The 25561-nt window shown below is 36.3% G+C and carries 25 protein-coding genes; 12 read left to right on the top strand and 13 right to left on the bottom strand.

Going from position 1 to position 25561, the window contains the following annotated elements:
- Nucleotides 1-215: 215 nt before the first annotated feature.
- The 3 genes from MKX57_RS01805 to MKX57_RS01795 all read left to right on the top strand — a co-directional run bounded on the left by MKX57_RS01805 (nucleotide 216) and on the right by MKX57_RS01795 (nucleotide 3237).
- The gene (locus MKX57_RS01805; RefSeq protein ID WP_089985943.1) at nucleotides 216-866 is read left to right on the top strand and encodes a lysoplasmalogenase; all 651 of its coding nucleotides are present in this window, start codon (nucleotides 216-218) and stop codon (nucleotides 864-866) included.
- A gap of 29 nt (nucleotides 867-895) precedes the next feature.
- Complete coding sequence (gene pepT, locus MKX57_RS01800; protein WP_008176232.1) at nucleotides 896-2125, top strand: peptidase T; 1230 nt, start codon at nucleotides 896-898, stop codon at nucleotides 2123-2125.
- 149 nt (nucleotides 2126-2274) lie between these two features.
- Nucleotides 2275-3237 carry a multidrug resistance efflux transporter family protein gene (locus MKX57_RS01795; RefSeq protein WP_342531702.1) on the top strand — a complete coding sequence of 321 codons (963 nt, stop codon included), beginning with the start codon at nucleotides 2275-2277 and terminating at the stop codon, nucleotides 3235-3237.
- Between the two features lie 291 nt (nucleotides 3238-3528).
- On the opposite strand, the gene MKX57_RS01790 is transcribed toward MKX57_RS01795, so the two are convergent.
- On the bottom strand, nucleotides 3529-3954 hold the full coding sequence (locus MKX57_RS01790; RefSeq protein WP_342550705.1) for a DUF4395 domain-containing protein: 426 nt from the start codon (nucleotides 3952-3954) through the stop codon (nucleotides 3529-3531).
- 124 nt (nucleotides 3955-4078) lie between these two features.
- On the opposite strand from MKX57_RS01790, the gene MKX57_RS01785 reads away from it, so the two are divergent.
- A complete protein-coding gene (locus tag MKX57_RS01785; protein ID WP_008176238.1) occupies nucleotides 4079-4789 on the top strand; it encodes a hypothetical protein in 711 nt (236 codons plus the stop codon).
- 60 nt (nucleotides 4790-4849) lie between these two features.
- Here MKX57_RS01785 and MKX57_RS01780 read toward each other — a convergent pair whose 3' ends face one another.
- Complete coding sequence (locus MKX57_RS01780; RefSeq protein ID WP_090002422.1) at nucleotides 4850-5530, bottom strand: N-acetyltransferase; 681 nt, start codon at nucleotides 5528-5530, stop codon at nucleotides 4850-4852.
- A gap of 11 nt (nucleotides 5531-5541) precedes the next feature.
- Nucleotides 5542-6654, bottom strand: a complete 1113-nt coding sequence (locus MKX57_RS01775; protein ID WP_090002420.1) for a dipeptide epimerase — start codon at nucleotides 6652-6654, stop codon at nucleotides 5542-5544.
- 80 nt (nucleotides 6655-6734) lie between these two features.
- Here MKX57_RS01775 and MKX57_RS01770 point away from each other — a divergent pair, with 80 nt between their 5' ends.
- A complete protein-coding gene (locus MKX57_RS01770; RefSeq protein WP_342531694.1) occupies nucleotides 6735-7976 on the top strand; it encodes a hypothetical protein in 1242 nt (413 codons plus the stop codon).
- Between the two features lie 56 nt (nucleotides 7977-8032).
- Here the strand turns inward: MKX57_RS01770 and nhaC are convergent, their stop codons facing one another.
- From nhaC to MKX57_RS01730, 8 genes are all read right to left on the bottom strand, one after another.
- Nucleotides 8033-9481: a Na+/H+ antiporter NhaC gene (gene nhaC / locus MKX57_RS01765; protein ID WP_008176244.1), complete on the bottom strand. Its 1449-nt coding sequence runs from the start codon at nucleotides 9479-9481 to the stop codon at nucleotides 8033-8035.
- Nucleotides 9482-9761: 280 nt separating this feature from the next.
- A complete protein-coding gene (locus tag MKX57_RS01760) occupies nucleotides 9762-10871 on the bottom strand; it encodes an amidohydrolase (RefSeq protein ID WP_342531691.1) in 1110 nt (369 codons plus the stop codon).
- Nucleotides 10872-11060: 189 nt separating this feature from the next.
- Nucleotides 11061-11204: a hypothetical protein gene (locus tag MKX57_RS01755; protein ID WP_008176247.1), complete on the bottom strand. Its 144-nt coding sequence runs from the start codon at nucleotides 11202-11204 to the stop codon at nucleotides 11061-11063.
- A 248-nt stretch (nucleotides 11205-11452) separates the two neighbouring features.
- Complete coding sequence (locus tag MKX57_RS01750; protein WP_342550704.1) at nucleotides 11453-13492, bottom strand: TRAP transporter permease; 2040 nt, start codon at nucleotides 13490-13492, stop codon at nucleotides 11453-11455.
- On the bottom strand, nucleotides 13489-14007 hold the full coding sequence (locus tag MKX57_RS01745) for a DUF1850 domain-containing protein (protein ID WP_089985936.1): 519 nt from the start codon (nucleotides 14005-14007) through the stop codon (nucleotides 13489-13491). Before MKX57_RS01745 ends, MKX57_RS01750 begins: the two co-directional genes overlap by 4 nt.
- Nucleotides 14008-14121: 114 nt before the next feature.
- Entirely contained in the window at nucleotides 14122-15114 is a 993-nt protein-coding gene (locus tag MKX57_RS01740; RefSeq protein WP_089985935.1) for a TAXI family TRAP transporter solute-binding subunit, read from the bottom strand.
- A 274-nt stretch (nucleotides 15115-15388) separates the two neighbouring features.
- Nucleotides 15389-15940: a superoxide dismutase family protein gene (locus MKX57_RS01735; RefSeq protein WP_008176255.1), complete on the bottom strand. Its 552-nt coding sequence runs from the start codon at nucleotides 15938-15940 to the stop codon at nucleotides 15389-15391.
- A 123-nt stretch (nucleotides 15941-16063) separates the two neighbouring features.
- Nucleotides 16064-16822: a 3D domain-containing protein gene (locus MKX57_RS01730; protein ID WP_342550703.1), complete on the bottom strand. Its 759-nt coding sequence runs from the start codon at nucleotides 16820-16822 to the stop codon at nucleotides 16064-16066.
- A gap of 464 nt (nucleotides 16823-17286) precedes the next feature.
- Between MKX57_RS01730 and MKX57_RS01725 the strand changes: the two genes are divergently transcribed.
- Nucleotides 17287-17589, top strand: coding sequence for a response regulator (locus MKX57_RS01725; protein ID WP_255250259.1), 303 nt, complete (start codon nucleotides 17287-17289; stop codon nucleotides 17587-17589).
- Between the two features lie 435 nt (nucleotides 17590-18024).
- A complete protein-coding gene (locus MKX57_RS01720) occupies nucleotides 18025-18453 on the top strand; it encodes a bacterial transcriptional activator domain-containing protein (protein ID WP_253734871.1) in 429 nt (142 codons plus the stop codon).
- On the opposite strand, the gene MKX57_RS01715 is transcribed toward MKX57_RS01720, so the two are convergent.
- Nucleotides 18448-19452 (bottom strand): GGDEF domain-containing protein, encoded by a 1005-nt coding sequence (locus MKX57_RS01715; RefSeq protein ID WP_089985933.1) that lies wholly within the window; start codon nucleotides 19450-19452, stop codon nucleotides 18448-18450. The genes MKX57_RS01720 and MKX57_RS01715 overlap by 6 nt on opposite strands.
- A gap of 366 nt (nucleotides 19453-19818) precedes the next feature.
- Between MKX57_RS01715 and MKX57_RS01710 the strand changes: the two genes are divergently transcribed.
- The 4 genes from MKX57_RS01710 to MKX57_RS01695 all read left to right on the top strand — a co-directional run bounded on the left by MKX57_RS01710 (nucleotide 19819) and on the right by MKX57_RS01695 (nucleotide 24187).
- Nucleotides 19819-20508 (top strand): response regulator transcription factor, encoded by a 690-nt coding sequence (locus tag MKX57_RS01710; RefSeq protein ID WP_090002413.1) that lies wholly within the window; start codon nucleotides 19819-19821, stop codon nucleotides 20506-20508.
- Nucleotides 20505-21491: a HAMP domain-containing sensor histidine kinase gene (locus tag MKX57_RS01705; protein WP_090002411.1), complete on the top strand. Its 987-nt coding sequence runs from the start codon at nucleotides 20505-20507 to the stop codon at nucleotides 21489-21491. Before MKX57_RS01710 ends, MKX57_RS01705 begins: the two co-directional genes overlap by 4 nt.
- A gap of 103 nt (nucleotides 21492-21594) precedes the next feature.
- Nucleotides 21595-22356 (top strand): ATP-binding cassette domain-containing protein, encoded by a 762-nt coding sequence (locus MKX57_RS01700; protein ID WP_008176267.1) that lies wholly within the window; start codon nucleotides 21595-21597, stop codon nucleotides 22354-22356.
- Nucleotides 22346-24187, top strand: a complete 1842-nt coding sequence (locus MKX57_RS01695) for an FtsX-like permease family protein (protein ID WP_090002409.1) — start codon at nucleotides 22346-22348, stop codon at nucleotides 24185-24187. The genes MKX57_RS01700 and MKX57_RS01695 overlap by 11 nt, the downstream gene beginning before the upstream one ends.
- A 46-nt stretch (nucleotides 24188-24233) precedes the next feature.
- Here the strand turns inward: MKX57_RS01695 and MKX57_RS01690 are convergent, their stop codons facing one another.
- Complete coding sequence (locus MKX57_RS01690; protein WP_107921725.1) at nucleotides 24234-24674, bottom strand: DUF2269 family protein; 441 nt, start codon at nucleotides 24672-24674, stop codon at nucleotides 24234-24236.
- 171 nt (nucleotides 24675-24845) lie between these two features.
- Between MKX57_RS01690 and MKX57_RS01685 the strand changes: the two genes are divergently transcribed.
- Nucleotides 24846-25484 (top strand): YfbR-like 5'-deoxynucleotidase, encoded by a 639-nt coding sequence (locus MKX57_RS01685; RefSeq protein WP_008176273.1) that lies wholly within the window; start codon nucleotides 24846-24848, stop codon nucleotides 25482-25484.
- Nucleotides 25485-25561 lie beyond the last annotated feature (77 nt).

Raw genomic sequence — 25561 nt, 5'->3', positions numbered from 1 at the left:
CATCAAAATGTTGGACCACCGGAATATCCAAAGGACGTATTGTTTTGCATATCCTTTATTTCAATATCGTTTAGATTCACTCTCCCTGTCGACTCGTTACTTAAAGAGGTGAGTCCCCGCTCTTCACTATCAGATAAAAAATGTTGGCTGCATAGATAAATAAAGGAATTCTATCATAAAGAAAGAATTTCATAATAGAAAAGGAGCTGAAAATAGTGTTTAAAAAAATATTAATTGCTTTCATTATTTTATTTGGGTTGTATTACATTTTTCTTTTTTCTCATATTCCAGAAAGCTTACAACTAATCTTTAAGGTCATCCCGATGTTGTTGATGATTATTTTAGCGGCCATTCAGAAACCCGTACATAAAAAAAAATATCAACTATTGATTATTATAGGTCTAGTATTTTGTATGATTGGCGACTATACATTGCAATGGTTTTTAATTGGGCTAACTAGTTTTCTAATCGGCCATATCTTTTATATTTTTGCCTTCTCATCTGCAAACGAGGAACCAGTACCAATATGGGCAAAAATAATCTTATTACTGTACGGAGCAGGAATGGCCATTTGGATTGCAGGATCCGTTTTCAAAACTGGTGAAACGATTTTAGCTATTGCAGTGATCGCCTATATTGCAGTCATTTTAACGATGGGATGGACAGCAATTAAAACTGGCTCTAAATTCGCAACAATAGGTGCTTTGTTATTTATCGCCTCAGATTCCTATTTATCTATTAATAAATTTGTAATGCCATTAGCTTTTTCACATGAAGTCATTATGCTGACTTATTATAGTGCCCAATTACTCATAGCTTTAAGTATTCTTCAATATTCCGAAATCCGAAGTAAAGTGTTACAATAATTACACATACACATTAGGGGGCCATACTTATGAAAGAACAAGTAATTGAGCGATTAATACGTTATGCAAAAATTGATACACAATCAGATTTCACAAGCGAAACTACTCCTTCTACACCAAAACAATTTGATCTGTTACATGTTTTGAAAGATGAACTTGCTACTGTAGGCTTAACAGACATTACATTAGATGAAAATGGCTATTTATTTGCGACACTAGAAGCAAATACAGACAAAGATATTCCAACTATCGGCTTTTTAGCACATGTGGACACAACTACGGATTTTACGGGAACAAATGTTAACCCGCAGCGCTTAGATAATTATGAAGGTGGAGATATTCAGCTAAACAAAAACTTAGTGATGTCACCAACTGATTTCCCTGAGCTTCAAAATTACATTGGTCAAACACTTATTACGACAGATGGTACGACATTGTTAGGAGCAGATGATAAGGCTGGTATTGCTGAAATTATAACAGCTATGGAATACCTTATCCAAAACCCAAGTATTAAGCATGGTAAATTACGCGTGGCGTTTACACCTGATGAGGAAATCGGCCGTGGCCCACATAAATTTGATGTGGCTGCATTTGGAGCAGACTATGCCTATACAATGGATGGTGGACCATTAGGTGAGCTACAATACGAAAGCTTCAATGCTGCTGGCGTAAAGGTAGTCACAAAAGGAACAAGCGTCCATCCTGGATCTGCAAAAAATAAAATGGTCAATGCCATTACAATGGCTATTGCCTTCCAAAATGAAATGCCTACAGAAGCAGTTCCTGAAAAGACTGAAGGTTATGAAGGTTTCATTCATTTAATGGGCTTTAAAGGGGCTATCGAGCATGCAGAGCTATCGTATATCGTTCGTGACCATGATCGTCAAAAATTCGAAGAGAAAAAACAGTTAATGCAAGATGCTGCAGCCAAAATTCAAGCGCAATTTGGTGAGAATGCTTTAAGCATTACTATCGAGGATCAATACTATAATATGGGCGAAAAAATCGAACCTGTAAAAGAAATTGTGGACATCGCTCGTGAGGCTATGGAAAAATTAGATATTACACCAATTACCCTACCTATACGCGGTGGTACTGACGGCTCACAATTATCTTATATGGGCTTACCAACACCAAATATTTTTGCTGGCGGCGAAAATATGCATGGTAAATTTGAATATGTATCTGCTGAAACAATGGAAAAGGCAACACAAGTCATCATTGAAATCGTTCAGCTATTTGAACAACGTGCAGAATAGTTTATCTTGTGCCAAAGTAGTTCTTTAAGGGACTTGAAATATAACGGAGAAAGGTTAGTTCCTTTCTTCGTCGTTTTTTCTATATTAATTACTGAATATTCTAATTACATAAAGAATTTGAGTGATGAACTCAAATCGAGGTGATCATAATGAAAGAAATTGCTATAGGCATAGTAGCTTCCCTTTTTTTTGCTGTAACATTTATTTTAAATCATGCCATGGAAATGCAAGGTGGTAGCTGGCTATGGAGCGCGTCATTACGCTATTTCTTCATGCTACCTTTTTTACTTATCATTGTGTTTTATCGCAGAGGCTTTTCACAATTATCTAATGAGATAAAAGTACAGCCTACAGCTTGGCTTCTTTGGAGCTTTGTAGGATTTGTCTTATTCTATGCACCGTTAACCTATGCCGCTGCATTTGGCCCAGGCTGGTTAGTTTCTGGCACTTGGCAATTTACCATTGTTGCTGGCGTATTATTAGCTCCACTCTTTATGACAGTTATTGCTGGCAAAAAAGTGCGTCAAAAAATACCATTCATTTCCCTTCTAATCTCATGTGTCATTTTAGTAGGTATTTTACTAATCCAAATACCTCAGGCACAATCGGTTTCATTTAAAAGTTTAATGCTAGGGATTTTGCCTGTCATCGTCGCTGCATTTGCTTACCCTCTCGGCAATCGTAAAATGATGGACGTCTGTGGAGGGCGTATCGATACCTTCCAACGTGTTCTTGGTATGACAATCGCTTCGATGCCAGCATGGATTATCATGGCTATTTATGCCCTGTTCACAGTTGGCCTACCTTCAACAGGCCAGTTATTCCAATCATTACTTGTGGGTATTAGCTCAGGCGTCATAGCAACTATTTTATTTTTCATTGCAACAGATCGTGTAAAAGATCATCAGGGCAAACTAGCAGCGGTTGAAGCGACACAGTCAACAGAAATTCTTTTTGTCATTATTAGTGAGGTAATATTATTAGGTATTCCATTCCCTAACTCGATTGCCCTGGCAGGTCTAGGTGTCATTATTGTCGGAATGCTACTGCACAGTTACTACACAATGATTCTTGGGAGAAAAAGTACTGCCCAACAAACGCTGTCTTCCTAACAGCTCATTTGGAGGGCTGTTTTTTTCTTGGCAGTATGAAAATTGAAACGTCTGCCCCACAGATAAATTCAAAAAAAGACGACTCCATTCTATAATAGAAAGAGTCGTCTGAGATTTTCACGTTCCCAAAAAATGAGGGGGGTTTTAGGAGCGTAATCATGAACTAGCAAACTTCTGGAGAAAAGTAGCTAAAGTTCATCCTCTCTACACTGTATTGTAGTGGAGGAATAATCTTTATACGATAATGATAATCATTATCAATTAAATTGTCAACAATAATCTAATAATTTTTTAAAAAGATTTTTTTAACGAACGGCGGTACTGCCATTGCTTCAATTGAAAATGTAAAAAGCAACCTATACAAAAACCTGCTATAGCAATGGAAGAAGCTATTGCTACCATTGCCGTAAAGATATGACCTACTACCTGCCAATTTAATAGATAACCTAACAAGCCACCCGTTAAACAAAAGCTAGCTATACTCGCATTAAATTTTTGTTGCTGTGCATCCTCTGGTATATAGGTAGATGGAGCTTTTTTGAGAAACAAACTCCCAAACCGAATAATGGGGTTATAGTTAAAGAAGACACCCAATAAATTCGCAACCAATGGAATGGCTAAAATCCATATAATTCCTGTAATCCATGTGGCGATCACACTTAATAGTATCGTCCATTGATTAAGTCGTACCAGTGGTCTAGGAATTGCATGAGGCAATTACACTTTAAAACCCACTTTTCTTATATGTTTAATGTATTTTACTATATGGCATTCCATTTGTGAAGCAAAAATGATTACTTTATAATTGAATTACGAAAGCTCTTAAGAAAAGGGGATCATCATGCCAGCTTTAACGATGGATCAAGTTCAACAATTAAACTCCTATAGTATTTATACAACGGAACCAAAGCGAACGTTATTTACTTTAGCTGATATACATAAAGACTTTTACCATCCTGATTTTTTAAATCTCATGATGGGTATCACGGACGCCGCTACGGAAACTGCCGCGATTTCTCACTTCGCACGCCGCTATGGGATGTTTTTTGCTATGCAGCTTTATATGCTCGCCGCTTATGACGAGGTGTGGGATGGAAAGCCAATTGAATTACGCTTCGATGCTGCCAAGGAATTCAACAGCTTTACAGTCGCTATGTTTGTTAATCCTAATGATTGGCGCTATGTTGAGGAGAATGAACGTCAGGTGGTCATTGAAAAAATTCTATACGATGGTCATGTGATTGTTCAACAACTTCGAAAAGTAACTTCAATCTCCCCTCTTACTATATGGGAAAATTTCTTTGGCTATTTACTATGGCATTATCATATTTTACTATCGAACCCTGGCTTAGCCGATCAAGCTATGGACGATATAGAAATATTGGAGGACCCTAAAACATGGGCACGCTTCTCTAATAAATCTTGGTGGGCACAATATACAGGGGGTCTAAGTCCAACAAATTTAGTCAATGTCCCTGTCCGTAAATCGTGTTGTTTTTCGAAAGATATACCGGGATTAATGGCATGCGGATTTTGTCCAATGAAGAAATAATAGCAAGACAAAAAAAGCCTTAACTTCCACAAATACATGTGAAAGCTAAGGCTTTGTATGTTATTTTTCGTATACTACAAACCAATCATTATTTTCCGCATACATAGACGTACCAAGAAAGCCTTGCTTCAAAAGCTGCTGTTGTGCCGCTGTATCTTTCATGTTGATTACTTGTTTTTCTGTCAATAAAGGGAGCTCTTGACGTAAATCCTTAAAGAATATATAACGTAGTTTGTCTACATATTTAATTTTTAATCCTTTAATAACAAGGTCTTGAGCGAACTTATCCTTTAAGCTCGGAATATTTAATGGCTTGACTGTTGAACATACATAATCGTATTTTTCCACATCGATGTTACTCATCACTATTGTCGCTAATGTTTTTTGTAAGCCGTAGCCACGGTACTTTGGTGAAACATTAGAAATCTCCTGATATAAAACTCGATTAAATTCGCTCTCAGGAATTCCACAATCATACCCAAGATGTTCCTCATCAATAGGAGGATTTAATAGGGCACGGAAGGCAATCAATTTCTCACCTGCATAGGCGCCTATCATCATACCTTGTCCATTTAGAATAAATTCGAATTCCTCGGTGCTCAATGGCTGTAAGATGCTTTTATCAGCTAAAGCTTCATAAACCTCCACCTGCAAGTCTTCGATTTGTTGTAAATGTTGAATTGTTAACTCTGTGACAAAGTATGGAGTCTCTCCTAGCATACCTTCATATATTTTTTCCATGTTTCGCCTCCTTAGGCTGTGACAACAGTTGAAAACTTACACAATTCCTTCATAACAGCTTCGTCTACATCAATACCGAGACCCGGTTGTTCATTTAAACAGATAAAAGGAACATCATAATGAAGATTACCCACATCTTTTGAGAACTTCAATGGCCCTGTCAATTCAACACTTGTCATAATTTTTTTAGAAAATGCTACATGGAAACCTGCCGCAGAGCCAACAGAGGACTCTACCATGGAACCAACTTGACATTCAATACCAGCCATTTCTGCCATAACTGCTAGCTTCATTGCAGGATAGATGCCTCCACATTTCATTAATTTTATATTTACTTTATCTGCAGCACGCTTGGCGATGATTTCACGCATTTCACGTACTCCTCGAATCCCTTCATCAATCATTAGAGGTACATCAGATTTTGACTTAATCTCAACCATTCCATCGATATCTTCACTATCAACGGGTTGCTCTAACCAATCAATATTTAAATCCTTCATTGCACGTAAGCCCTGTAATGTAGTTGCAGCATTCTCCCACCCTTGGTTGACATCTACTCGGATGGCGATATCTTCACCTACTTGCTGTCTTACTGCTTTAATACGAGCAACATCACGGGTTACCTCTGTACCTACCTTCATTTTAAATGAACGATACCCCATCTCTACACGCTTCGCAGCCTCTTCAGCCATTGCCTCGGGCGTTCCAATACTTAACACATGTGTAATAGGGAATTTTTCATGATAACGCCCACCTAAAAGCTGATATACTGGAACTCCCAATGCTTTCCCAGCAATATCAAAGCAAGCAATATCAATAGCTGCCTTTGCTGCCGGAACATCTTTTACAATCTTATTCATTTTATCGTGCAATTTTTCAAAGGCCATGGGATCTTCACCAATAACAGCAGGTGCAAGATGATGTTGAAGCACAGCATATGTACTTTCCCATGTTTCACCCGTTACATGTTCATCAGGAACCGCTTCACCATAACCTACAATACCAGTATCAGTTGTTACTTTTAAAATAATAGAAGGCATTGTATCATATGTAGCATAACTAATGATAAATGGATCAATTAGCGGTAAATGTATAGCATAAATTTCTACTTGTTGGATTTTCATAATAATCAGTCTCCTTCGTCGTTATATACGTCGCTAATACGTCGCTAAATATTTAAAAAAATAGAAAAGGAACGATGCCCATGTCTACGAAAATAGCGATTATTTGTTCTAAAGCATTTATGAAGCGTATTATTAGTATCGCACAAAATATAGACAATATTCAATTAGAATTTTATCTATACAACCACCCCTCTGAGGCGCCAATTTTAATGAAGCAAATTAAACCATGTGATGCTCTTTTATTCGGAGGTACATTACCCTTTTTACATGCTCAATCTCTCCTACCGAAAATACCAATACCTTGGAATTATATAAAACAAGATGAAACAACTATCTCTACAACTCTGTTATCACTAGTAGCTAAACATGCTATACCAATCAATAGAATTTCAATTGATGTAATGAATCCAGCATTTGTTGATAATGTTTTAACAGAAATTGACTATAAGGGTCCGAAGCCACATATTCAACATATTTCTATTACAGAACCCACAGAACATATTCTAAAGCGTCACATTGCGCTGTGGAATACCAAAAGCATAGATTTCGTGATTACAAGTATCCACAGTGTTTTTGATACATTACAAGCACATCAAATACCTGCCATGCGCATGATAGATGCCACGAATTCTATTATTCAATGTCTCGAAGAAACCAAATCAAAATCACTTTTAACAAAATCCGAATCATTTAAGGCCGTAGTTGGATTTTTAGAATTCCCTACTGATTCTTCCATTGATTCAGCTATTTTAAATCAAATTGCGAAGGCTACCTTTTCAACATATAAACAAATTTCATCACAAACCTTTGAGCTTTATACAACTGCTGGCCATTTACAAAATGCACTTGTAAAGGAAACTTTAAAAGAGCTTATTAAACAAATTGAAATACCAATTAAACTAGCCTTCGGGTATGGTCACTCCATGTTAGAAGCCACCCGAAATGCTCAGCATGCTTTAACATTTTCGAAACCATTTGAGATTTATATTCTGGATGAACATAAAAACCTTTTAGGTCCCTTTCCCAAATCAGAAGGTAAATTATCTTTAAAAACAGATGATCCTTATGTATTACAAATGGCCAAACTCACAAGCTTAAGTCCATTAAATATTTCTAAAATCATCAATTTTAGTCATGAAAGGCAATCCGCACAATTTACATCGCAGAATCTTTCAGAATACCTACAGGTTACTAGACGTACAACTGAGCGTATTATAAAAAAATTAGTAGATCAAGGTTACGCTAAGGTCGTTGGCGAAGAAATGACACATCAACAGGGTCGACCTCGCACCATTTATGAATTAAATTTCGCCACCTATTAACCAATTATATAAAAGGAATTCTCGTAAATGCTAAGCATCTACGAGAATTCATATGATTAATCAACCATTACCATATTATCAGTGTTTTCCATTTCTTGTTCCTTTTTACGTTTCTCTGCTTCCGCCATTTCTTCTGGCGTTAATTTAACAATAGCAAAACCAATATATCCATAGATGATGGAAATAATAGGTACCATGAAATTAAGAATGGCATATGGTGCATACTCCATAGCGCCTACACCCAATGTCGCTAAAATAAACACACCACAAGTATTCCATGGGAAGAAAACAGATGTTAATGTTCCCCCATCTTCTAAAGCACGAGATAGATTTTTAGAATGTAGGCCTCGTTGCTGATAGACACCTGCAAACATCCGTGAAGGGACTACAATTGAAATGTATTGCTCTGAACACGTTGCATTCGTTGTGACACACGCTGCAATTGTTGAAGCAATAAGGCTCCCCGTAGATTTAGCAAACTTCATGATTACATTCATAAGGGCTTTCAACATCCCTGAATATTCTAGAATACCACCAAATGTCATCGCCACAATGGTCATTGAAACCGTATTCATCATAGAATCTAAACCACCACGGTTAAATAAATCATCTACCATGTGATTGCCTGTCGAGATTTCAAATCCGGCTTGTAATGCTTGTACAGCACTTGCAGCCGAACCGCCTTGTACAAAAATTTGTAGTAAGAAACCTGATACAATCCCAATAATTAAAGCTGGAATTGCTGGTACTTTCTTAGCTACTAAAACAATAACACCCACTGGTACAAGTAATAGTAAAGGAGAAATAACAAAGCTTTCTTCCATCACTTTTAACGTTGTTAAAATTTCTTCTGATTTCATCGAAACATCTGCAAATTTTCTACCCAAAAATCCGAAAACAACAAGTGAAATAATTAACGCTGGAATCGTTGTATAAAGCATATGCTTAATATGTTCAAATAAATTTGTACCTGTTAAACCAGCTGCCAGATTCGTTGTATCTGATAATGGTGACATTTTATCTCCAAAGTAAGAACCTGAAATAACCGCACCGGCAATCATAGCTGCTGGAATACCCATACTTAAACCAATACCCATGCCTGCGACACCGATTGTCGCCATCGTCGACCACGAACTACCAATAGCTAATGACACGATGGAACATAAGAGCATAATTGTTACTAAAAACCACGCTGGAGATATTAGCTTTAAGCCATAGAAAATCATCGTTGCTACGACCCCGCCGCCAATCCATGCTCCAATTGTCAAACCTACTAAAATAATAATGACAATGGCAGGTAATGCCAAACGTATCCCCTTATACATCATTTCTTCAATTTCAGACCATTTGTATCCATGCATTTTGGCAACAATTGCTGCTACAGTTGTGCCGACAAGAAGAGGTACGTGAGGACTTTGCTCTAAAACAACTACTGTAATCAACATTGTAATAATCATAATTGCAAAAGTTAGTAGTGCCCAGCCCGCATTTATATCCTTTTTCATTTTTCCATCCCCTTTTTTTGCACCAAATCCCTTTTCGGTTTTTCAAAGACGCAAATAATTTTTTACGTTTTTTAGCTTAATATTCAAAAAATTAAAAGTCAACGCAAAAAAATTATGCTTCTCTAGCAAATCCCTTTGTTTTAGGGCAATAAAACGCTTTCAAGTAGCAATAAAAAGCTCCGCAAACCCTTGAATATCCATGCATTTAAAGAAATGTTCATGCAAAAAAAGCTATATGAAAAAATTATTGCATTTTTCATATAGCTAAAAAAATATTTTTTTATTCAGGTTTTTTTTCTAATACGCAGGCAAGTACTTTGGCAGCATCCATTAATGCGCTACGATCAAATGTCATTTTAGGATGGTGCAATCCTGGTGTTAAGTTTGCCCCAATTCCAATCATTGCCGCTTTTAATTCTGGCTTCTTCACGGTATAAAAATGGAAATCATCACTGCCTGGAGTCGTTATTTCATCTGCTAAATATTCCTCGCCCAATGCTTGAACAATTGCCTCTTTCGCCATTTTTGCAGCAATTGTTGACACCTCCGCGCCTGGTGTGAAATCAAGCCACTTCCAATTCATATCAATTTCAAATTGTTGCTGAATTGATTTTAAGCCAGACTCAATTTTGTTACGAAGTAATTCAAGTTGTTGATTATGCTGTGCTCGAATGTCCATCGAGAAACTAGCATTCCCTGGAATAATATTTGTACTACCGCCATCCGCTATAATTTTTGTTAACTTGGCAGAATGTGGCTCAAAAGGCGATAGATGAATACTGTTTAGCATTTGTTGAACAGCCATAATGACATCAATAGCATTTTTCCCTTGGTGCGGTCTCGCCCCATGAGCGTCAATTCCCTGAATAGTCCCATCTAGGAAATAGGCAGCACCATGATGAATAGCTGGTGAAACTTTACCAAGGGGTAGCTCTTCAATAGGTCTTAAATGTACACCAAATAAATGTGATACTCCCTCAACAGCTCCTCGATCAAAAGCAGCGACTGCACCATTCCCTAATTCCTCGGCAGGCTGGAAAATAAAACGGACGCGATGTTGCAATGGTTGATCTTTAAGTAGTAATAATGCGCCAAGCACCATAGTCATATTAGCATCATGTCCACAAGAATGATTTGCCTGCCACTTCCCATCTACTTCTTGCCATAAAGCATCAATATCAGCACGTACCGCAACAACTTCTTCACCTGCTCCAATTTCTGCAATTAATCCAGGTACATCCCCAAGCAAGCGATAAGAAACATTCAATTCGTCTAAGATTGACGCTAATTTTTTTGTCGTCTCGAACTCCTTCCAGCTCACTTCAGGGTATTTGTGAAAATGTTCAAACCATTGATGCATTGTTTCTTCTAATGTTATAGCTTTTGACATAACGACACCTCTATACGCATTTTTGTTTCTCATTATACATGAATCTATTTTATAAAAGTATATACGCAGTAAGACCCATTAATATGAAGTAGCTTAATAAATTTATATGCCACTTAAAATTGCAAGGACACAAAAAAATGGACTATGTTAAAAGTTATTATCTCTTTCAACATAGCCATCAAGTATTTATTATAAACTTGTAAAAAATCCTTCTGGATATTCCTCATATTGCACGATTGCTAATGACTCCTCATTTCTTTCTTCCTCTTCCTTACGGTCAAATTCTTGATCCATTAAGTATGTCTCAAATTTAGAATTTAACAATTTACCCATTGTATCACCCCTCTTTTATTTAATTGAATTTTCTGATAAAAGAATTATACAATAGGACTTCGATAAAACGCAACAAATTATACTCATTATGCATTATTAATATAAAATCAATCTCATTTTTAGAACAATCGAGATACAAATTATTCCTTTTAATTCCAAATAATAAAAAAAGTCTGCCTATTAGCACCTGACTGAAACCGTGGGCCAGCTATTATTAGAGCAGACTACTATTGTATTACATCAAAAATTTACGATACAGTCACATCCGTTTTGTCATTTGTATGATCATTGTGACTACCCTTTTTATGGGATAATACTTGAATCACAAACATGACAATAAAGATGCCTAAACCTACCCAATCCGAGAACTTCTCTGGATAAATAAGTAATAAACCAGCAACTAAAACAATTATTATTTCAAACCAGTACAGTTTACGGTACCAATACCCAATAACACCCGAACCGATGGCAACCATTCCTGTAATAGCAGTAAATACAACCCATATTATTTGTGGTACTGTCGTATCAATCATTAATAAAGACGGTGAAAAGACAATCATATACGGTATAATAAATGCCGCAATAGCAAGCTTTGCTGAATTCACACCTGTTTTAATAGGATCGCCACCTGAAATACCTGATGCTGCAAAGGCGGCTAACGCTACAGGTGGTGTAATGTCTGCAATAATACCAAAATAGAACACAAAGAAGTGAGCCGATAGTAATACAACTAATGGTACTAACTCTTGCGGTGTATTCGGCGATAATAATGCTACAATCGCTGGAGCTGCGATTGTCGATGTAATCACATAATTTGCGGTAGTTGGTGCACCCATACCAAGTATAAGTGAAGCAATCATCACAAATATTAATGTCAAGATAATACTACCACCAGCCAAAGCTACTAAACTATTGGCTAGACTTAAACCAAGTCCTGTTTTTACAACAACCCCTACAATAATCCCTGCACAAGCTGTTGCTGCCACTACACCTAACGCAGTACGAGCACCTTCGACCAATGCCTCTATCACGTCCATCGGTTTAAGCCGTGTATCCTTATTAAACATAGCAACCCCTATGGAAATAATGATTCCATACAATGCAGCATGCATAACAGGTGTCCCCGTTAACATTAGTACGATAATCGCAACAATCGGTAATAAAAGATAGATTTTCTTAAATACTTCCTTTCGATTAGGCATTTGATCGTCTCTAAGACCTTTTAAACCAACTCGTTTTGCTTCAAAGTGCGTCATAATCCAAATACCTGTAAAGTATAGAAGGGCTGGAATAGCTGCCGCCTTTGCTATATCCCAATACGTAATGCCACGACCAATAAACTCTACCATTAGGAAAGCCGCCGCCCCCATAATTGGTGGCATTAGCTGACCACCAGTTGACGCTGCCGCTTCAACTGCACCTGCAAATTCTTTACGATAGCCTAGTTTTTTCATCATCGGAATCGTATAGGAGCCTGATGTTACGACATTGGCTACAGAGCTACCCGAAATGGTACCTTGTAGAGCACTAGAAAAGACTGCTACTTTTGCTGGGCCGCCTATTAATTTACCTGCCAACGAAACGGCTAGATCATTAAAATACTGACCGACCCCTGTTTTCACTAGAAAGGCTCCAAAGAGTAAAAATACGAATATAAAAGTGGCTGACACACTAATTGGGGTGCCGAATATCCCGTCTGTTGTAAAATACATAAGGTTTACAATACTCTCTAAATCCTGTCCTCTATGTGCCATAAATGCCGGAAAATACGGACCATAATAAGCATAGATTAAAAAACATGCTGCAATAATCGTAATTGGAAGCCCGACTGCGCGACGAGCGGCCTCAAGCACTAATAAAACAGCAATAAGACCTACAATAAAATCCATTTGTGTTATAGAGCCATTGCGATTCACAAGCTCAGTATAGTTCATAGACCAGTACGACCCTACCCCTATTGAAAGCAAAGCCAATAAATAATCAAACCATGCAATTTTGTGCTTTGGTGCTTTTTTACGAGCAGGGAATAGTAGAAAAATAAGTGTCAAACCAAAGCCTAAATGGATAGTACGTTGGATTTGTGCTGGGAATTGCCCGAAAATGGCTGTATAAAGTTGAAACAAAGAGAATGCTAAAAGACCATAGAAAATGACATGCCTCATAATACCTGTTACAGTTCTTACGTTGGATTCAATATCATATTTTTCAAGTATAGCTTGTTGCTCTTCAGCAGAAATTTGCTCGAATTCTTCTACTCTTTCTTTCTTTGCTTTTTCCTGTGTTGTCATTTCATCCTTACTCCTTTCCACTGTTCATAAAGAGATAATTGCCTTATTTCAAATAAATAGGATTTTCCCCTTTGTAAATCTTTTTTTAAATCATATTCCACGCCTTCATAGTTGAATACCAAATCTACATCCAAATCGCCAATTAAAATGGTAAAATTGTCAATGACTCGATGATCATCAAATTGAAGAACATATTTGCCGTCCCTTTCTATAAATGTTTGGCCCTCCTCGGCATAGCCTGGCATACCTATTGCTAAATCTTCATATTCCATCTCTAACATCTTAATACGATTTCCCTTTACATGTTGATAGGATTCGAATACATCTGAATTATGTATGGAATGGGTATATCTAATTTGAAATTTTTCATTTTCAGTAATTGGTATGTAGTATACTCTCGGATTTGCCGTGCGCGTTTCTGTAAAGGTGAATACCTTTTGAAATGGAAGAATAACTACACTAATTAAGCAGAAGATTACTAAAATGACTGCAATACTAACTTTCCTCTGTTGCATTTTATCCTTCTCCCTACTTTAAAAGCTACTCGCCTATACTCACACCTTATAGTAGGAAAAAGACTCGAAGCTTTACGCAATTCGAGCCCCTTCATATTTTAGTGATAGTTTAGACTATTTCTTCTCATCAAAGTATTTTTGAGCACCTGGATGAATGTCAATACTTATACCATCTAAGCCTGTTTCAGCTTTTATAAATTTACCTTTATCATGAGAAATCTTATCAGTATTATCATAGATAGCTTTTGTCATAGCATAGACAACATCCTCTGGTAGTTCTTTTTTCACTGCTAGCATAGCAAGAACTGAAACCGTTTCTGTATCTTCTGCAATACCATAAGTCCCTGCTTTTACTGTATCCTTTGCATAATAAGGATATTTAGCAATTAATTCATCCGCTTTACCTGCATCTACACCAACTATATTTACTTTCGTTGTAGCATTTAACGCTTCAACTGCACCTGTTGGTGTACCTGCAGTAATAAATGCCGCATCAATTTGACCTGATTGAAGTCCATCTGTCGACTCCCCAAAATCTAAATTTTGAGCTTTAATATCATCCATTGTTAAGCCATGAATCTCTAGTAATTGCTCGGCATTCGCATAAGTACCAGAACCAGGTGCCCCTACAGACACTTTTTTCCCTTTTAAATCCGCATAAGTCTTAATACCTGTTGCTTCTGTAGTAACTAATTGGACTGTTTCAGGATAAAGGGCACCTAAAGCTGAAATTGTATCAATTTTCTTTCCATCGAACATAAGCTTTCCTTCCGTAGCATAGTAAGCAATATCCGTTTGAACAAATGCAATTTCGCCTTTACCTTCTTGCAAAGCAGTCATATTGGCAGCAGATGCCTGAGACACCTCAGCAGTTGTTTTAATATCTGTTTCTTTCGTAATGAGATCAGCAAATGTACCTCCAAGTGCATAATAAGTACCTTGTGTTCCACCTGTTAATAGACTTAAAAACTTGGGCTTTTCGGATGACTCCGAAGCATTCTCGTCCGTATCCTTAGAGCCACTTCCGCCATCTGTCCCACATGCTGCTAAAATCATAAGTGCAAACGCACTTAATAAAAGCAACCATCTAAATTGTTTCTTCTCCATCGTTCTCCCCCTCATTGAGTATAATAATTACAATCTATATAAAATTAGCAAATTAAGTATTATTGTGTCAATTATTTTATAGTAAATTCTGAATATTATATTTATACAACTGTTGATCATTACTATTAATTTTCAAAAATAGTTTATTATTTAATTAACCTTTTTTTACCTATAAAAAACATATAATTTCTAAATTCAAAACCGTATAAAAAGTGCATATAAATAACGAAAACTAAAAAACTGCATCCAATGATGATTGGATACAGTTTCTATTCTATTGAATAACGCCACAAGCAATTCTTGCACCAGAGTTACCTGCTGGATCTGTTTTATAGTCATCTGCTGATTCATGAATAACAATTGAACTTCCGTCACTGTCTAACAACGAATTTGGTTGATCTTTTTGTAATGTTAGCCCTTCTGCTAAGAAATTCAAATCGACATTGCCATCGTCACCAACCTCTAGATTGGGTAAATCCCCTAAATGATAACCATTTGGATTTAACTTACCATGCTCTTTTTTGGTCGGATTAAAGTGCGCACCAGCCGATTCAAACTTAGGGGGCTCACATTTCCCTACTTCATGAATGTGAATTCCATGTGTACCTGGTGGTAGGCCTGATAATGCCAGGGTCATCATTACACCATTATCTTCTTCCTGAAAATACGCGTTCCCATAACTTTCGTTATTTGCACCAATGACTTTTGCAGTAGCTGTTAATGGGGATGATGCATTTACTTGTACTTTTTCTTCTTTCTTATCAAAGAAACTACAACCACCAACTAAAACTAATAAAGAAAGGCTAATTAAGCTAATTTTTTTCATAAAAATACCTCCTCTATTTCTGATGGTTTCCAAGTTAATCAATACTTATGCACTTTTTATTAATTTTACCGAGGTCGTTACATGCACAAAAGGGATCTCTCCTATGAGAAATCCCTTCATGTTTTAGTCTAGAATTTTGACGGTTACTGTTTTGACGCCCCATTGAAGAGCTTGTCCCTCGGTAGGAATAAAGACATCAATTTTATTTCCTTTAATAGCTCCGCCCGTGTCAGCTGCAATCGCCTCACCATATCCTTCTACCCATACCTTTGAGCCAAGCGGGATGACACGAGGGTCAACCGCAATTACCTTTAAATTTGGATTAGATCGAATATCCGTTCCATTCGCTGTTATTCCCGAGCATCCTTCACAATAGGCTGTATAGGCTGTAGCACGCATTGTTAACGTTCTACCAGATCCACTTGATGGAGCGCTCGCAGGTTTCGTTTTTGCTGTTGAAGCCACCACCCTTGTCGAAACTGCTTCTGATGTTTTAGGTTTTGGTTTAGCTGCCGAAGCTTTTATAGCTAAAGATTCACCAGCAAAAATCAAATCTGTACCAAGGTTATTCCATGCTTTTAATTCATCAACTGTTATATCGTTTTTACGTGCGATTGAAAATAATGTGTCACCGCCTTTAATGACATATTCATCTTCCAATGTTTTTTCTGTATTTGATGTGTCCTTCACTAAATCTTGCTCTGGATAAAACCAAAACGAATCCATTTCTGCCAATTGTTGAAATTCTCCAACGGTTAAATTATAAATTTGAGGGAGTGCCCATAGAATATTGCCGGAATTGTCTTTCGCAGAGGAAGGACTGGCATATAGGCTCAAACCAACGGTCAATGTTACTACTAAAGCTAAAGCTTTCTTCTTCATGTTTAGTAATACCTCCAATATTTTATTATTTTTTGCAAGTCTGCTGTTAGCACGCTAGAGTCAAATAATCTAGTATGCAAGCAACAATAAGCTTACAAATTAATAACTCAGGACTGTCTGCCTGATATTAGGAATTATTACTATAAAAACGGAAAATTATACAATTTCGATTATTTTTTTAACAAATCGTCCAATTAGATGGAAAAATCATCGTTTAGACTAGTATTTTTTATATTAGATATTTACTATTTACGGGCAATAAAAGAAGAAATAGATGACATAAAAAATTGAGAATTCATCCAAAACCATTTTCAAATCGTGAGGTAAACATGGCAACATGCATGGAAATTAAATATGTCTGCTGAGGTAAATTACTGAGCATTTACCTCAGCAGCAAATCCTAACACATCCATACAAAGGATAGATATCTCAATCTAATAACCTCTAAACTGAAATGAAAGGTCGTGTTTTTTATTTTGATTCGGACGATATTGTTGGACGACGAGCCTTTAGCACTTATTAGTATGGAGAAACACTTGCAAAAATTTGATAGGTTTGAGGTTATTAAAACTTTTACATCTGTAAAAGATCTACTTATAGAGGGACCGAGCTTGGACTTTCAAGTAGCATTTCTAGATATTGAAATGAAAAGTATGAATGGATTAGACATTGCCGTACTATTAAAATCGTGGAATGAGAGCATCTATATTGTTTTGTTACAGCCTACCGAGACTGTGCTGTTCAAGCCTTTGAACTACATTCAATGATTACCTGTTAAAGCCCGTTTCAACATCTCGCTTAGCGACGACTATTCAAAGGGTTGAGGATCTTCTTGAGCCAAAAATAACGTCATTGCCAACATGATTTCATTCAGAGCCATTGCTAAAAATAAAATGCTTCTGAGAATTTGTTGTTTCCTATGAAGGAAAACCTCTCATTGGCGGACTATTAAAACGAAAGAATTGTTTGCACTACTTTTTTTACATCTCAATACCCCTGTGCCTCGTGACACTATTATTGATAATCTATGGAGTTATTATACTGATTTTAATAAAGCAAGGCTTCAACTGCATACCACCGTCTCATACCTTCGCTCCTCCCTTTCAGCATAGGGCTTTTTAGAGGTAATCGATTATACAAACGGGTGTTATATTTTAACATTAGACCATATTCAATGTGACGCTAATGATTTAGAGATTATTTTGAATAAAAAAGAACAAACCGGAAAATTGGATATCGAAAGGGCTGAAGCACTTCTTCAAGACTATCGTGGAGAATTTATGGCTACGATGGCCTACCCGATTGCTAGTAAAGCAAATTTGATGAATAAATTATTTACTCAATTACTGAAAGAACTAGCCCATTATTATGAACAAGTTCAGGATGTCAAAAACCTAGAACGTTCGTTACTTATAGATTTAAAGTTAAATCCATATTCCGATCAAGCTGTCCAGCAATTAATCAAGCACTATGCTAATATTGGGAACCGAGCAGAGGCTATAAAAATTTACCGTTCTTTTAAACGTACTCTATTGTCTAAGTTAAATGTTTTGCCTATGAAGGAAACAACAACCAAGAGTGACGACAAAAAAGCATGCTGGTGTAGAAAGCCAGCATGCTTTTACTCATGATTTAATAATCATTTGTCTCATATTCCGTACTACACATAAACAATTTCTCCCTGACTGTTTTGCTTTATACAGAGCATGATCTGCAATTTCTATCAATTGATTTGGGCTCTGTACATTTGGTGTAAAAGCAGTAATTCCGGCGGACATTGTAACAGGTCTACCACACGCAGTTTCCTGTAAGGCCTGTTTAACCCGCAAGCTTTCTGCAAGTTCTACCGCTTCATCTATACTCCTTGAAGGCAAAATAATCATAAACTCTTCTCCGCCATACCTGAAGCACATACCTTGCTCCTCCATATTTAGCTGCATATGATGAGCGAAAGCTTTTAATACTTCATCCCCCACGGTATGACCATACGTATCGTTTATACTTTTAAAATCATCTAGATCAATTAAGATAACTGAATGCGGAACTTTATTAATAATTAATTCATGGAGAGTTTGATCCATTATTCTGCGATTCGGAATACCTGTTAATGAGTCTAAATTTAATTGATCCGTTAAATCAGTAATTTTACTTTCTGCGCAAATCATCATATTTTGTACGTTTTTTTTCAGCAACTTTGCTTCATCATACCAATCAGCAATATGTTCTTTCCCCTGCCCGTTTTCGCCAGCTTCTATCATGGTCGAAAGCTCATTTAGGGGGCGTACTATTTTTAATGCTAGCCATATAGCGAGCACCACTACTATAGCAATGACTAAAACGATAGGGACAAAAACCTTTTTAAGAAACAGGCTAAAAGGAATAATCTTTTCATTTGAAGCTACCTGTTCCAAAAATGGTTCTAATGTAATATCTTCCTTCATCGAGTCCTCTAGATAGCCGTCTTTAATTGCAGAAGATCCCTTTACGTATGTATCTTGCATAAAATGTTCCATCAAAATTTCGTTAAAACTTTGATAGCTACTCCAAATACTAACACCAGATGTCGCCAGTACAACCATTATTGTCATACAAACAATAAGAAATGATAACTTTAACTTGAATTTACCCACAATAGATCATTTCTCCCATTGAGATGATTTTTTCGTTAAATCTTATCTATGTTTTAACTTAAAATTTAATATATCTATTCAATCATCATACGTCATACTTCTTAAAGAAAACTTAACAGCTGGGTATTTTTTACTTTATTGAGTAAAGCGCTTGAATTCAAAGAAAGCATACATCTCGATTAGTTCTTTCTGTTCACACTTAAAGTATTCTTTATAATTCTAAAGGTCTAACAGGGAATTTATTTAAAAATAGCTTCAAGTAAGTTTGTGGTAGCTCTTTTTTGATGTTCCAAGGTACAATTCTTCTATAGATTTATGGTAAAAGGGTACATTATAAAGTAAAGAGCGAAGGAAGGGTCGATAGATATGTACAAAATATACATAATAGAGGACGATAGCAATATAGCTTCACTGATTGTCGAACATTTATCGAAATATCAGTTTGAATGCCATACAGTGCAACAGTTTCAGCACATCATAGAAGAGTTCAATGACATCCAACCACATTTAGTCATTATGGATATCAATCTCCCGACCTTTGATGGATATTTTTGGTCACGTAAAATTCGTCAGCTTTCCACTTGTCCAATCATCATTGTCTCAGCTAGAGTCAATGATATCGATCAAGTATATGGTATTGAAAATGGTGCTGATGACTTTATTACTAAACCATTTTCACTAGATGTCTTTATGGCAAAAGTGAATGGTTTACTTCGGCGTACATATGGTGAGTATGCTTCCTTTGATACATCCACCATTACAATAGCCAATACCACATTAAACCCAGACACAGTCCGTCTCCAAACAGATAGCAATGAGAGCCTGCTAACTTTAAAAGAAATGCAGCTCAGTAAACTACTGTTCGAAGCCTATCCAAATGTTGTAGCTCGCCAAAAACTATTAAGTGCTATTTGGGATGATGAAACCTTTGTGGAGGAAAACACATTATCTGTGAACATTGGTCGTCTACGAAGAAAATTCGAAGCTATCCACTCTCAGCTTGAAATTAAAACCATTCGCGGCCTAGGTTATCAACTTGTGGAGGAAGAAAAATGAAGCTGTTTTTTAAAGATCATATGAGTATTATTATTCTTTATGGTATCAGCTTCCTACTCTTACCTTGGATGATTCAAGCATTAGATGATTTAACAGCGCATTATTTTTATTTTATTTTTCTCGTTAGCTTTCTATTTATCCTTTGGCTTGTTGGCCGTTATTACCGAAGGAGACGACTATATACACACTTAGAAAAAGAAGATCTATCGAGGGACGACCTTCATCTGTATGAGCCCCAAGCTTCAATCGAACAAGCCTATAGTGAAAAACTAAGACAAATGCAATATTTACATTTAACGCAACAGCAACAATTAGAGGAGCAAGCGGAGGAAAAGCATCTCGTATTATCACATTTTGCACATCAAATGAAAACACCGCTATCTGTTATTCAATTACTTACACAATCAGCGTCCACCATGACTTCTAACGAATTACAGCAATGGCAAACCATTAGTAAAGAATGTGATAAGCTGACATTTACACTCAATCAGCTATTAACGTATGAGCGTAGTTCAAACTTAGTAGCTGATTTAAAAATTGAGCCTATTCTTTTAAAAGAGCTTGTAAAAGAAGTCGTGAATGATTTGAAAGATTATTTTATTACAAAAGAGGTTTTCCCAAAATTAACGCTGGCAGAAGATCAAATGATATACTCCGATCGTAAATGGTTAAAGGTTGTTCTTTATCAAGTATTAAATAATGCTGTCAAATACAGTGAAGTTGCAAGCACTGTCCATATTGATTATGACAACGACTTTTTGCATATCGATAACCGTGGTGAGACAATCCCTACTAACGAAATTTCTCGTGTCTTTGATTTGTTTTATACGGGCAAAAAAGGACGAACAAATGGAGAAGCAACAGGCATAGGATTATTTTTAGTGAAAAAGGTTTTAACTATACTAGACCATCCCTTCACCTTGCAATCCTCACATGATCACACTAAGTTTTCCATCAATTTCTCAAGCAGTCTTATAAAATGAATATGACAACTTTGTCATATTCCCGTCATCAAGTGAAATGGGTTATTGATCGCTCCTTTTTTATACTATAGCTATCAAATTAATTTAAAGGAGTTGTTCCAAGTTGGGAAACATCATTCTTCAAGTGACCAATTTGCAAAAAGAATATATCGGGGAGATTACCTACAAGGCATTAAAAGGCATTGATTTCCAGTTACAGCAACAGGAGTTTGTAGCAGTCATGGGGCCCTCCGGAAGTGGGAAAACAACATTTTTAAATAGTGTATCCACCATTGATCGCCCCACTGCTGGAGATATTGTTATTAATAATAGAAATCCCTATGTTTTAAATGATGAGGACCTTGCAAAATTTAGACGTTCTGAATTAGGCTTTGTTTTTCAGGATTTTAACCTTGTTCATACGTTAACGGTAAAGGAAAATATTTTATTGCCGCTAACATTAGATAGCATACCTAGCGCCAAAATGCGTCAACGTTTAAAGCATGTAGCGCAATTTCTTGGAATTGAGGAGCTATTACCGAAACGGATTTATGAAATTTCAGGTGGGCAAAAGCAACGAGTAGCTATTGCTCGTGCTGTTATCCATGAACCTAGCTTATTGTTAGCAGATGAGCCTACAGGGAATCTGGACTCAAAAGCCGTCAATGATGTGATGGACTTATTTACCTCCATCAATCAAGAACTACAAACTGCCATTCTCATGGTGACACATGATCCTTACGTAGCAAGCTTTGCCAATCGTATTATATTTATCAAGGATGGAAAATTATATAATGAAATACATCGGGGCAACAATCGCAAGCAATTTTATCAAGAAATTATGGACACTCTTGCTTTTCTAGGTGGTGGGCAACATGACCTTTAACCACATTGTTATCCAAAATATTTTACGAGATAAATGGACTTATGTGTCTTATTTTCTAAGCAGTATGTTTTCCATCATTATATTCTTTTTATTTTCTGTAATCGTCTTTCATCCCAGCTTAAAAAGCCTAGATCCTGACTCAACACTTGGCATTTCATTAATGCTAGCTAGTATGCTTGTTTATTTATTTTCATTTATTTATATCATCTATTCGATCATGGCATTTTTACGCAAAAAGTCTAAAACTCTTGGCATTTTTATGATTACAGGGGCTTCCATGAAACAAGTACGAAAGTTAATATTCCGCGAAAACCTATTCATTGGAATTATGGCGATTATTGCAGCAATCGTTCTCGGTCTTGTCATGACTCCCCTGTTCTTGATGGCCGCTAAAGTAGTGTTAAAAGCAGAAACATTTAGTATGTATATACCTCTGCAGGCAATTGGTTTAACAATAGGTTTATTTTTAATCTTATTTATGGTAATTTCCAAAATCGTCACTAAATTGATTAATAAGGAAGCCTCCATACAGCTTTTAAAAAGTGATACTGTTATCGAAAAATCAATTCAACCACATTATATTTTATTAGCTGCTAGCATAGTAATGACCGCCCTTTTAGCTTATTTACTAAATATTGAGCATGCCATTGTAGAGTCTTTAAGTGTTTTCTTTTATTTATTATTTTTCGCTAGCATTATTAGCACGATTTATTTAGTCATTGCTCAAGGCTTACGTCTATTTCTGGAAATATTTGAGAAGTCTCCCGCTTACCTTCGCAAAACAAATATGCTTTTAGCGTCAAATTTAAATGCAAAAATGAAATCCCATGCCAATATGCTATTTCTAATTACCATATTGTTAAGTGGCGTATTCCTATGTACAAGCATTTTGTTTAGCTCTTATTACAATGTTCAGAAAGATAGTGAAGGAAATTATCCGTATAGCTTTCAATATATCGCGGACCCAAAAGCTGAAGACAGTTTAATAAAGGAGGATTTAGACAAACTTGAAACGAAGCTAGCAACAGTAAAAGCAAACAAGTATTTTATTGAATTTAAATCAGATGAAAATCAACGCCTTGGCTATATGTCATTATCTGATTACAATCTGCTACAACAAAAGAAATTCAGCCTTAATGAAAATGAATTTATCGCCGTTGCTGGGAATCATGGTATAGCACCGATAACCAACAATGCTAGTGACCGTTATATAAAATCATTCAAACTCGCTGAAATTAACGAAAAGAACCTACTATCTACAGGGTTTCAGGAAACTTACTTCATTGTGCCAGATTCTATTTATCAGTCGATTGATTACCCTGTTTATAAAACCTATATTTATGAATTAGAAAATTGGACAGCTCATACAGAATTAGCAAAGACCATTACCGAAGATATACCATCCTTACCTGGTGAACGTTACGTTACATCCAAAATCAACTTATATGATTCGGAAATGTTTGTTAAAAGCGTTATGTTCTTCATTGGCTCTATGTTAAGTTTAATTTTCTTAAGTGCAGCCATGAGTATACTTTACTTCTATTTACAAACAACATTGTTACAGGAAAAAGAAAAATATATGGGCATTCGTAAGCTAGGACTGTCTAAAAAAGAATTAGCCTCTGTTATTGCAAAGGAATTGGCCATTCTTATATTTGTACCGTTCACAATAGCAATTTTGCTATTACTTACTATTTTATTAGCTATGCGTACAATGGTCTCTACAGCATTTTTACAAGTTTCCATTGCCAGTTCTTGTTGTTTCTTTGTGCTGTTCCTCATCAGTTATTTATGGATAAGAAAAAGCTATTTCAAACGTTTAGTAAACTAAAAAATCGCACTCCTCGGGGTGCGATTTTTCAATAATAAAGGACTCGTTACCAAACAATTGGCTTTGCCACCATTAGCCATAACATAATGAGCAATAGCAAAATGTACATCCACGTCTTACGCTGCAATAGAGCAACAAATCGTTGGTGATTATATGCTGGTGTATTAAAAGTCCGTAATGTTGGTTTAAACGCTCTGGCTAAAAATACTATGGATGCAAGCATCACGAGGAAAGTGAGAACAATCCACGAAGTACCCCAATGGTAACCGGCATGCCACATTAGTAAAATACCTGATACTACAAGTACATGTCCTGAATGTTTGACAATGGCAATAGCCCCTTTAAAAGATTCTATATATGGTGGCATTTCACCATTTGAAGCTGTACGCATTTTTTTTACAATCGTTAACACAACGAACAATGGCCCAATCGAAAGAACCGCACTTAAAATATGTATATAAAGAAGAAGCGTATAAATGGAAAACATGATGTGTACTCCCCTTTTCATCAGTCCCCTACATTATAGCATTCAACCTTCGTCTGCTTATTCAATAATTGTGAATCCTTTGTAAACACAAATTGAATCATTGTTAAATTGTTTGAAAATCTTACAAAGAGGGTATTGTTTATAGTAACATGCACTTATAGAACAAAAGGAGTGATTTTTATAGGAATTCATCAATTTTTTACAAGCCTCAATGATTTAGAACGAATTATTCGTTGCCCTGGGCGATTTAAATTTGAAGAACATAATGTGGCAGCACATTCTTGGAAAGTGTCACAATATGCGATGTTTTTCGCGACATTAGAAGAAATGAATGGCGTACAGATTGATTGGAAATCTTTATATGAAAAAACAATTAATCATGACTTTGCTGAAGTTTTTATTGGTGACATTAAAACCCCAGTAAAACATGCTAGCCCCGAGCTCAAGCAAATGCTAGCACATGTGGAAGAAAAGATGATGGAAAAGTTTATTAGCAATGAAATCCCAGAGGAATTTCAAGCCATTTTCTTTGAGCGCATGAAAGAAGGCAAGGATAGTACGATAGAAGGGCGTCTACTTGAATTTGCGGATAAGCTGGACCAATTCTATGAAGCTTTTGCAGAATTAAAGCGAGGTAATACTGACAAAGAATTCGTCTATATGTATCAAAATGCCTTATCGAAGCTTTTAGCCATTCCACTTGAAGCAACTGTCCAATATTTCCGCACTGAAATATTAAAAGACGCCGTACAGGAAAAAACCCATATTGATATTCAAGCATTAACAAATGAAGTACTAACAGCCAAATAGTCAGGTGCATGTACAAGTTTTCCGAATGAAAAGTTCAGGAAGGCTTTTTTTATTTCCTCTAAAAAAATCGTATAATG

The organism is Lysinibacillus sp. FSL M8-0216, from assembly GCF_038595555.1.
GTDB lineage: Bacteria > Bacillota > Bacilli > Bacillales_A > Planococcaceae > Lysinibacillus > Lysinibacillus fusiformis.
Note: the sequence above shows the minus strand (reverse complement) of the source record. Positions and strands in the feature narration are given on the sequence as shown.

Excerpts from the sequence above, each read along its gene's own strand:
- pepT (WP_008176232.1), top strand. The coding sequence starts at position 896 with ATGAAAGAACAAGTAATTGAGCGATTAATACGTTATGCAAAAATTGAT.
- MKX57_RS01795 (WP_342531702.1), top strand. The coding sequence starts at position 2,275 with ATGAAAGAAATTGCTATAGGCATAGTAGCTTCCCTTTTTTTTGCTGTA.
- MKX57_RS01785 (WP_008176238.1), top strand. The coding sequence starts at position 4,079 with ATGCCAGCTTTAACGATGGATCAAGTTCAACAATTAAACTCCTATAGT.
- MKX57_RS01780 (WP_090002422.1), bottom strand. The coding sequence starts at position 5,530 with ATGGAAAAAATATATGAAGGTATGCTAGGAGAGACTCCATACTTTGTC.
- MKX57_RS01775 (WP_090002420.1), bottom strand. The coding sequence starts at position 6,654 with ATGAAAATCCAACAAGTAGAAATTTATGCTATACATTTACCGCTAATT.
- MKX57_RS01770 (WP_342531694.1), top strand. The coding sequence starts at position 6,735 with ATGTCTACGAAAATAGCGATTATTTGTTCTAAAGCATTTATGAAGCGT.
- nhaC (WP_008176244.1), bottom strand. The coding sequence starts at position 9,481 with ATGAAAAAGGATATAAATGCGGGCTGGGCACTACTAACTTTTGCAATT.
- MKX57_RS01760 (WP_342531691.1), bottom strand. The coding sequence starts at position 10,871 with ATGTCAAAAGCTATAACATTAGAAGAAACAATGCATCAATGGTTTGAA.
- MKX57_RS01755 (WP_008176247.1), bottom strand. The coding sequence starts at position 11,204 with ATGGGTAAATTGTTAAATTCTAAATTTGAGACATACTTAATGGATCAA.
- MKX57_RS01750 (WP_342550704.1), bottom strand. The coding sequence starts at position 13,492 with ATGACAACACAGGAAAAAGCAAAGAAAGAAAGAGTAGAAGAATTCGAG.
- MKX57_RS01745 (WP_089985936.1), bottom strand. The coding sequence starts at position 14,007 with ATGCAACAGAGGAAAGTTAGTATTGCAGTCATTTTAGTAATCTTCTGC.
- MKX57_RS01740 (WP_089985935.1), bottom strand. The coding sequence starts at position 15,114 with ATGGAGAAGAAACAATTTAGATGGTTGCTTTTATTAAGTGCGTTTGCA.
- MKX57_RS01735 (WP_008176255.1), bottom strand. The coding sequence starts at position 15,940 with ATGAAAAAAATTAGCTTAATTAGCCTTTCTTTATTAGTTTTAGTTGGT.
- MKX57_RS01730 (WP_342550703.1), bottom strand. The coding sequence starts at position 16,822 with ATGAAGAAGAAAGCTTTAGCTTTAGTAGTAACATTGACCGTTGGTTTG.
- MKX57_RS01710 (WP_090002413.1), top strand. The coding sequence starts at position 19,819 with ATGTACAAAATATACATAATAGAGGACGATAGCAATATAGCTTCACTG.
- MKX57_RS01705 (WP_090002411.1), top strand. The coding sequence starts at position 20,505 with ATGAAGCTGTTTTTTAAAGATCATATGAGTATTATTATTCTTTATGGT.
- MKX57_RS01695 (WP_090002409.1), top strand. The coding sequence starts at position 22,346 with ATGACCTTTAACCACATTGTTATCCAAAATATTTTACGAGATAAATGG.
- MKX57_RS01690 (WP_107921725.1), bottom strand. The coding sequence starts at position 24,674 with ATGTTTTCCATTTATACGCTTCTTCTTTATATACATATTTTAAGTGCG.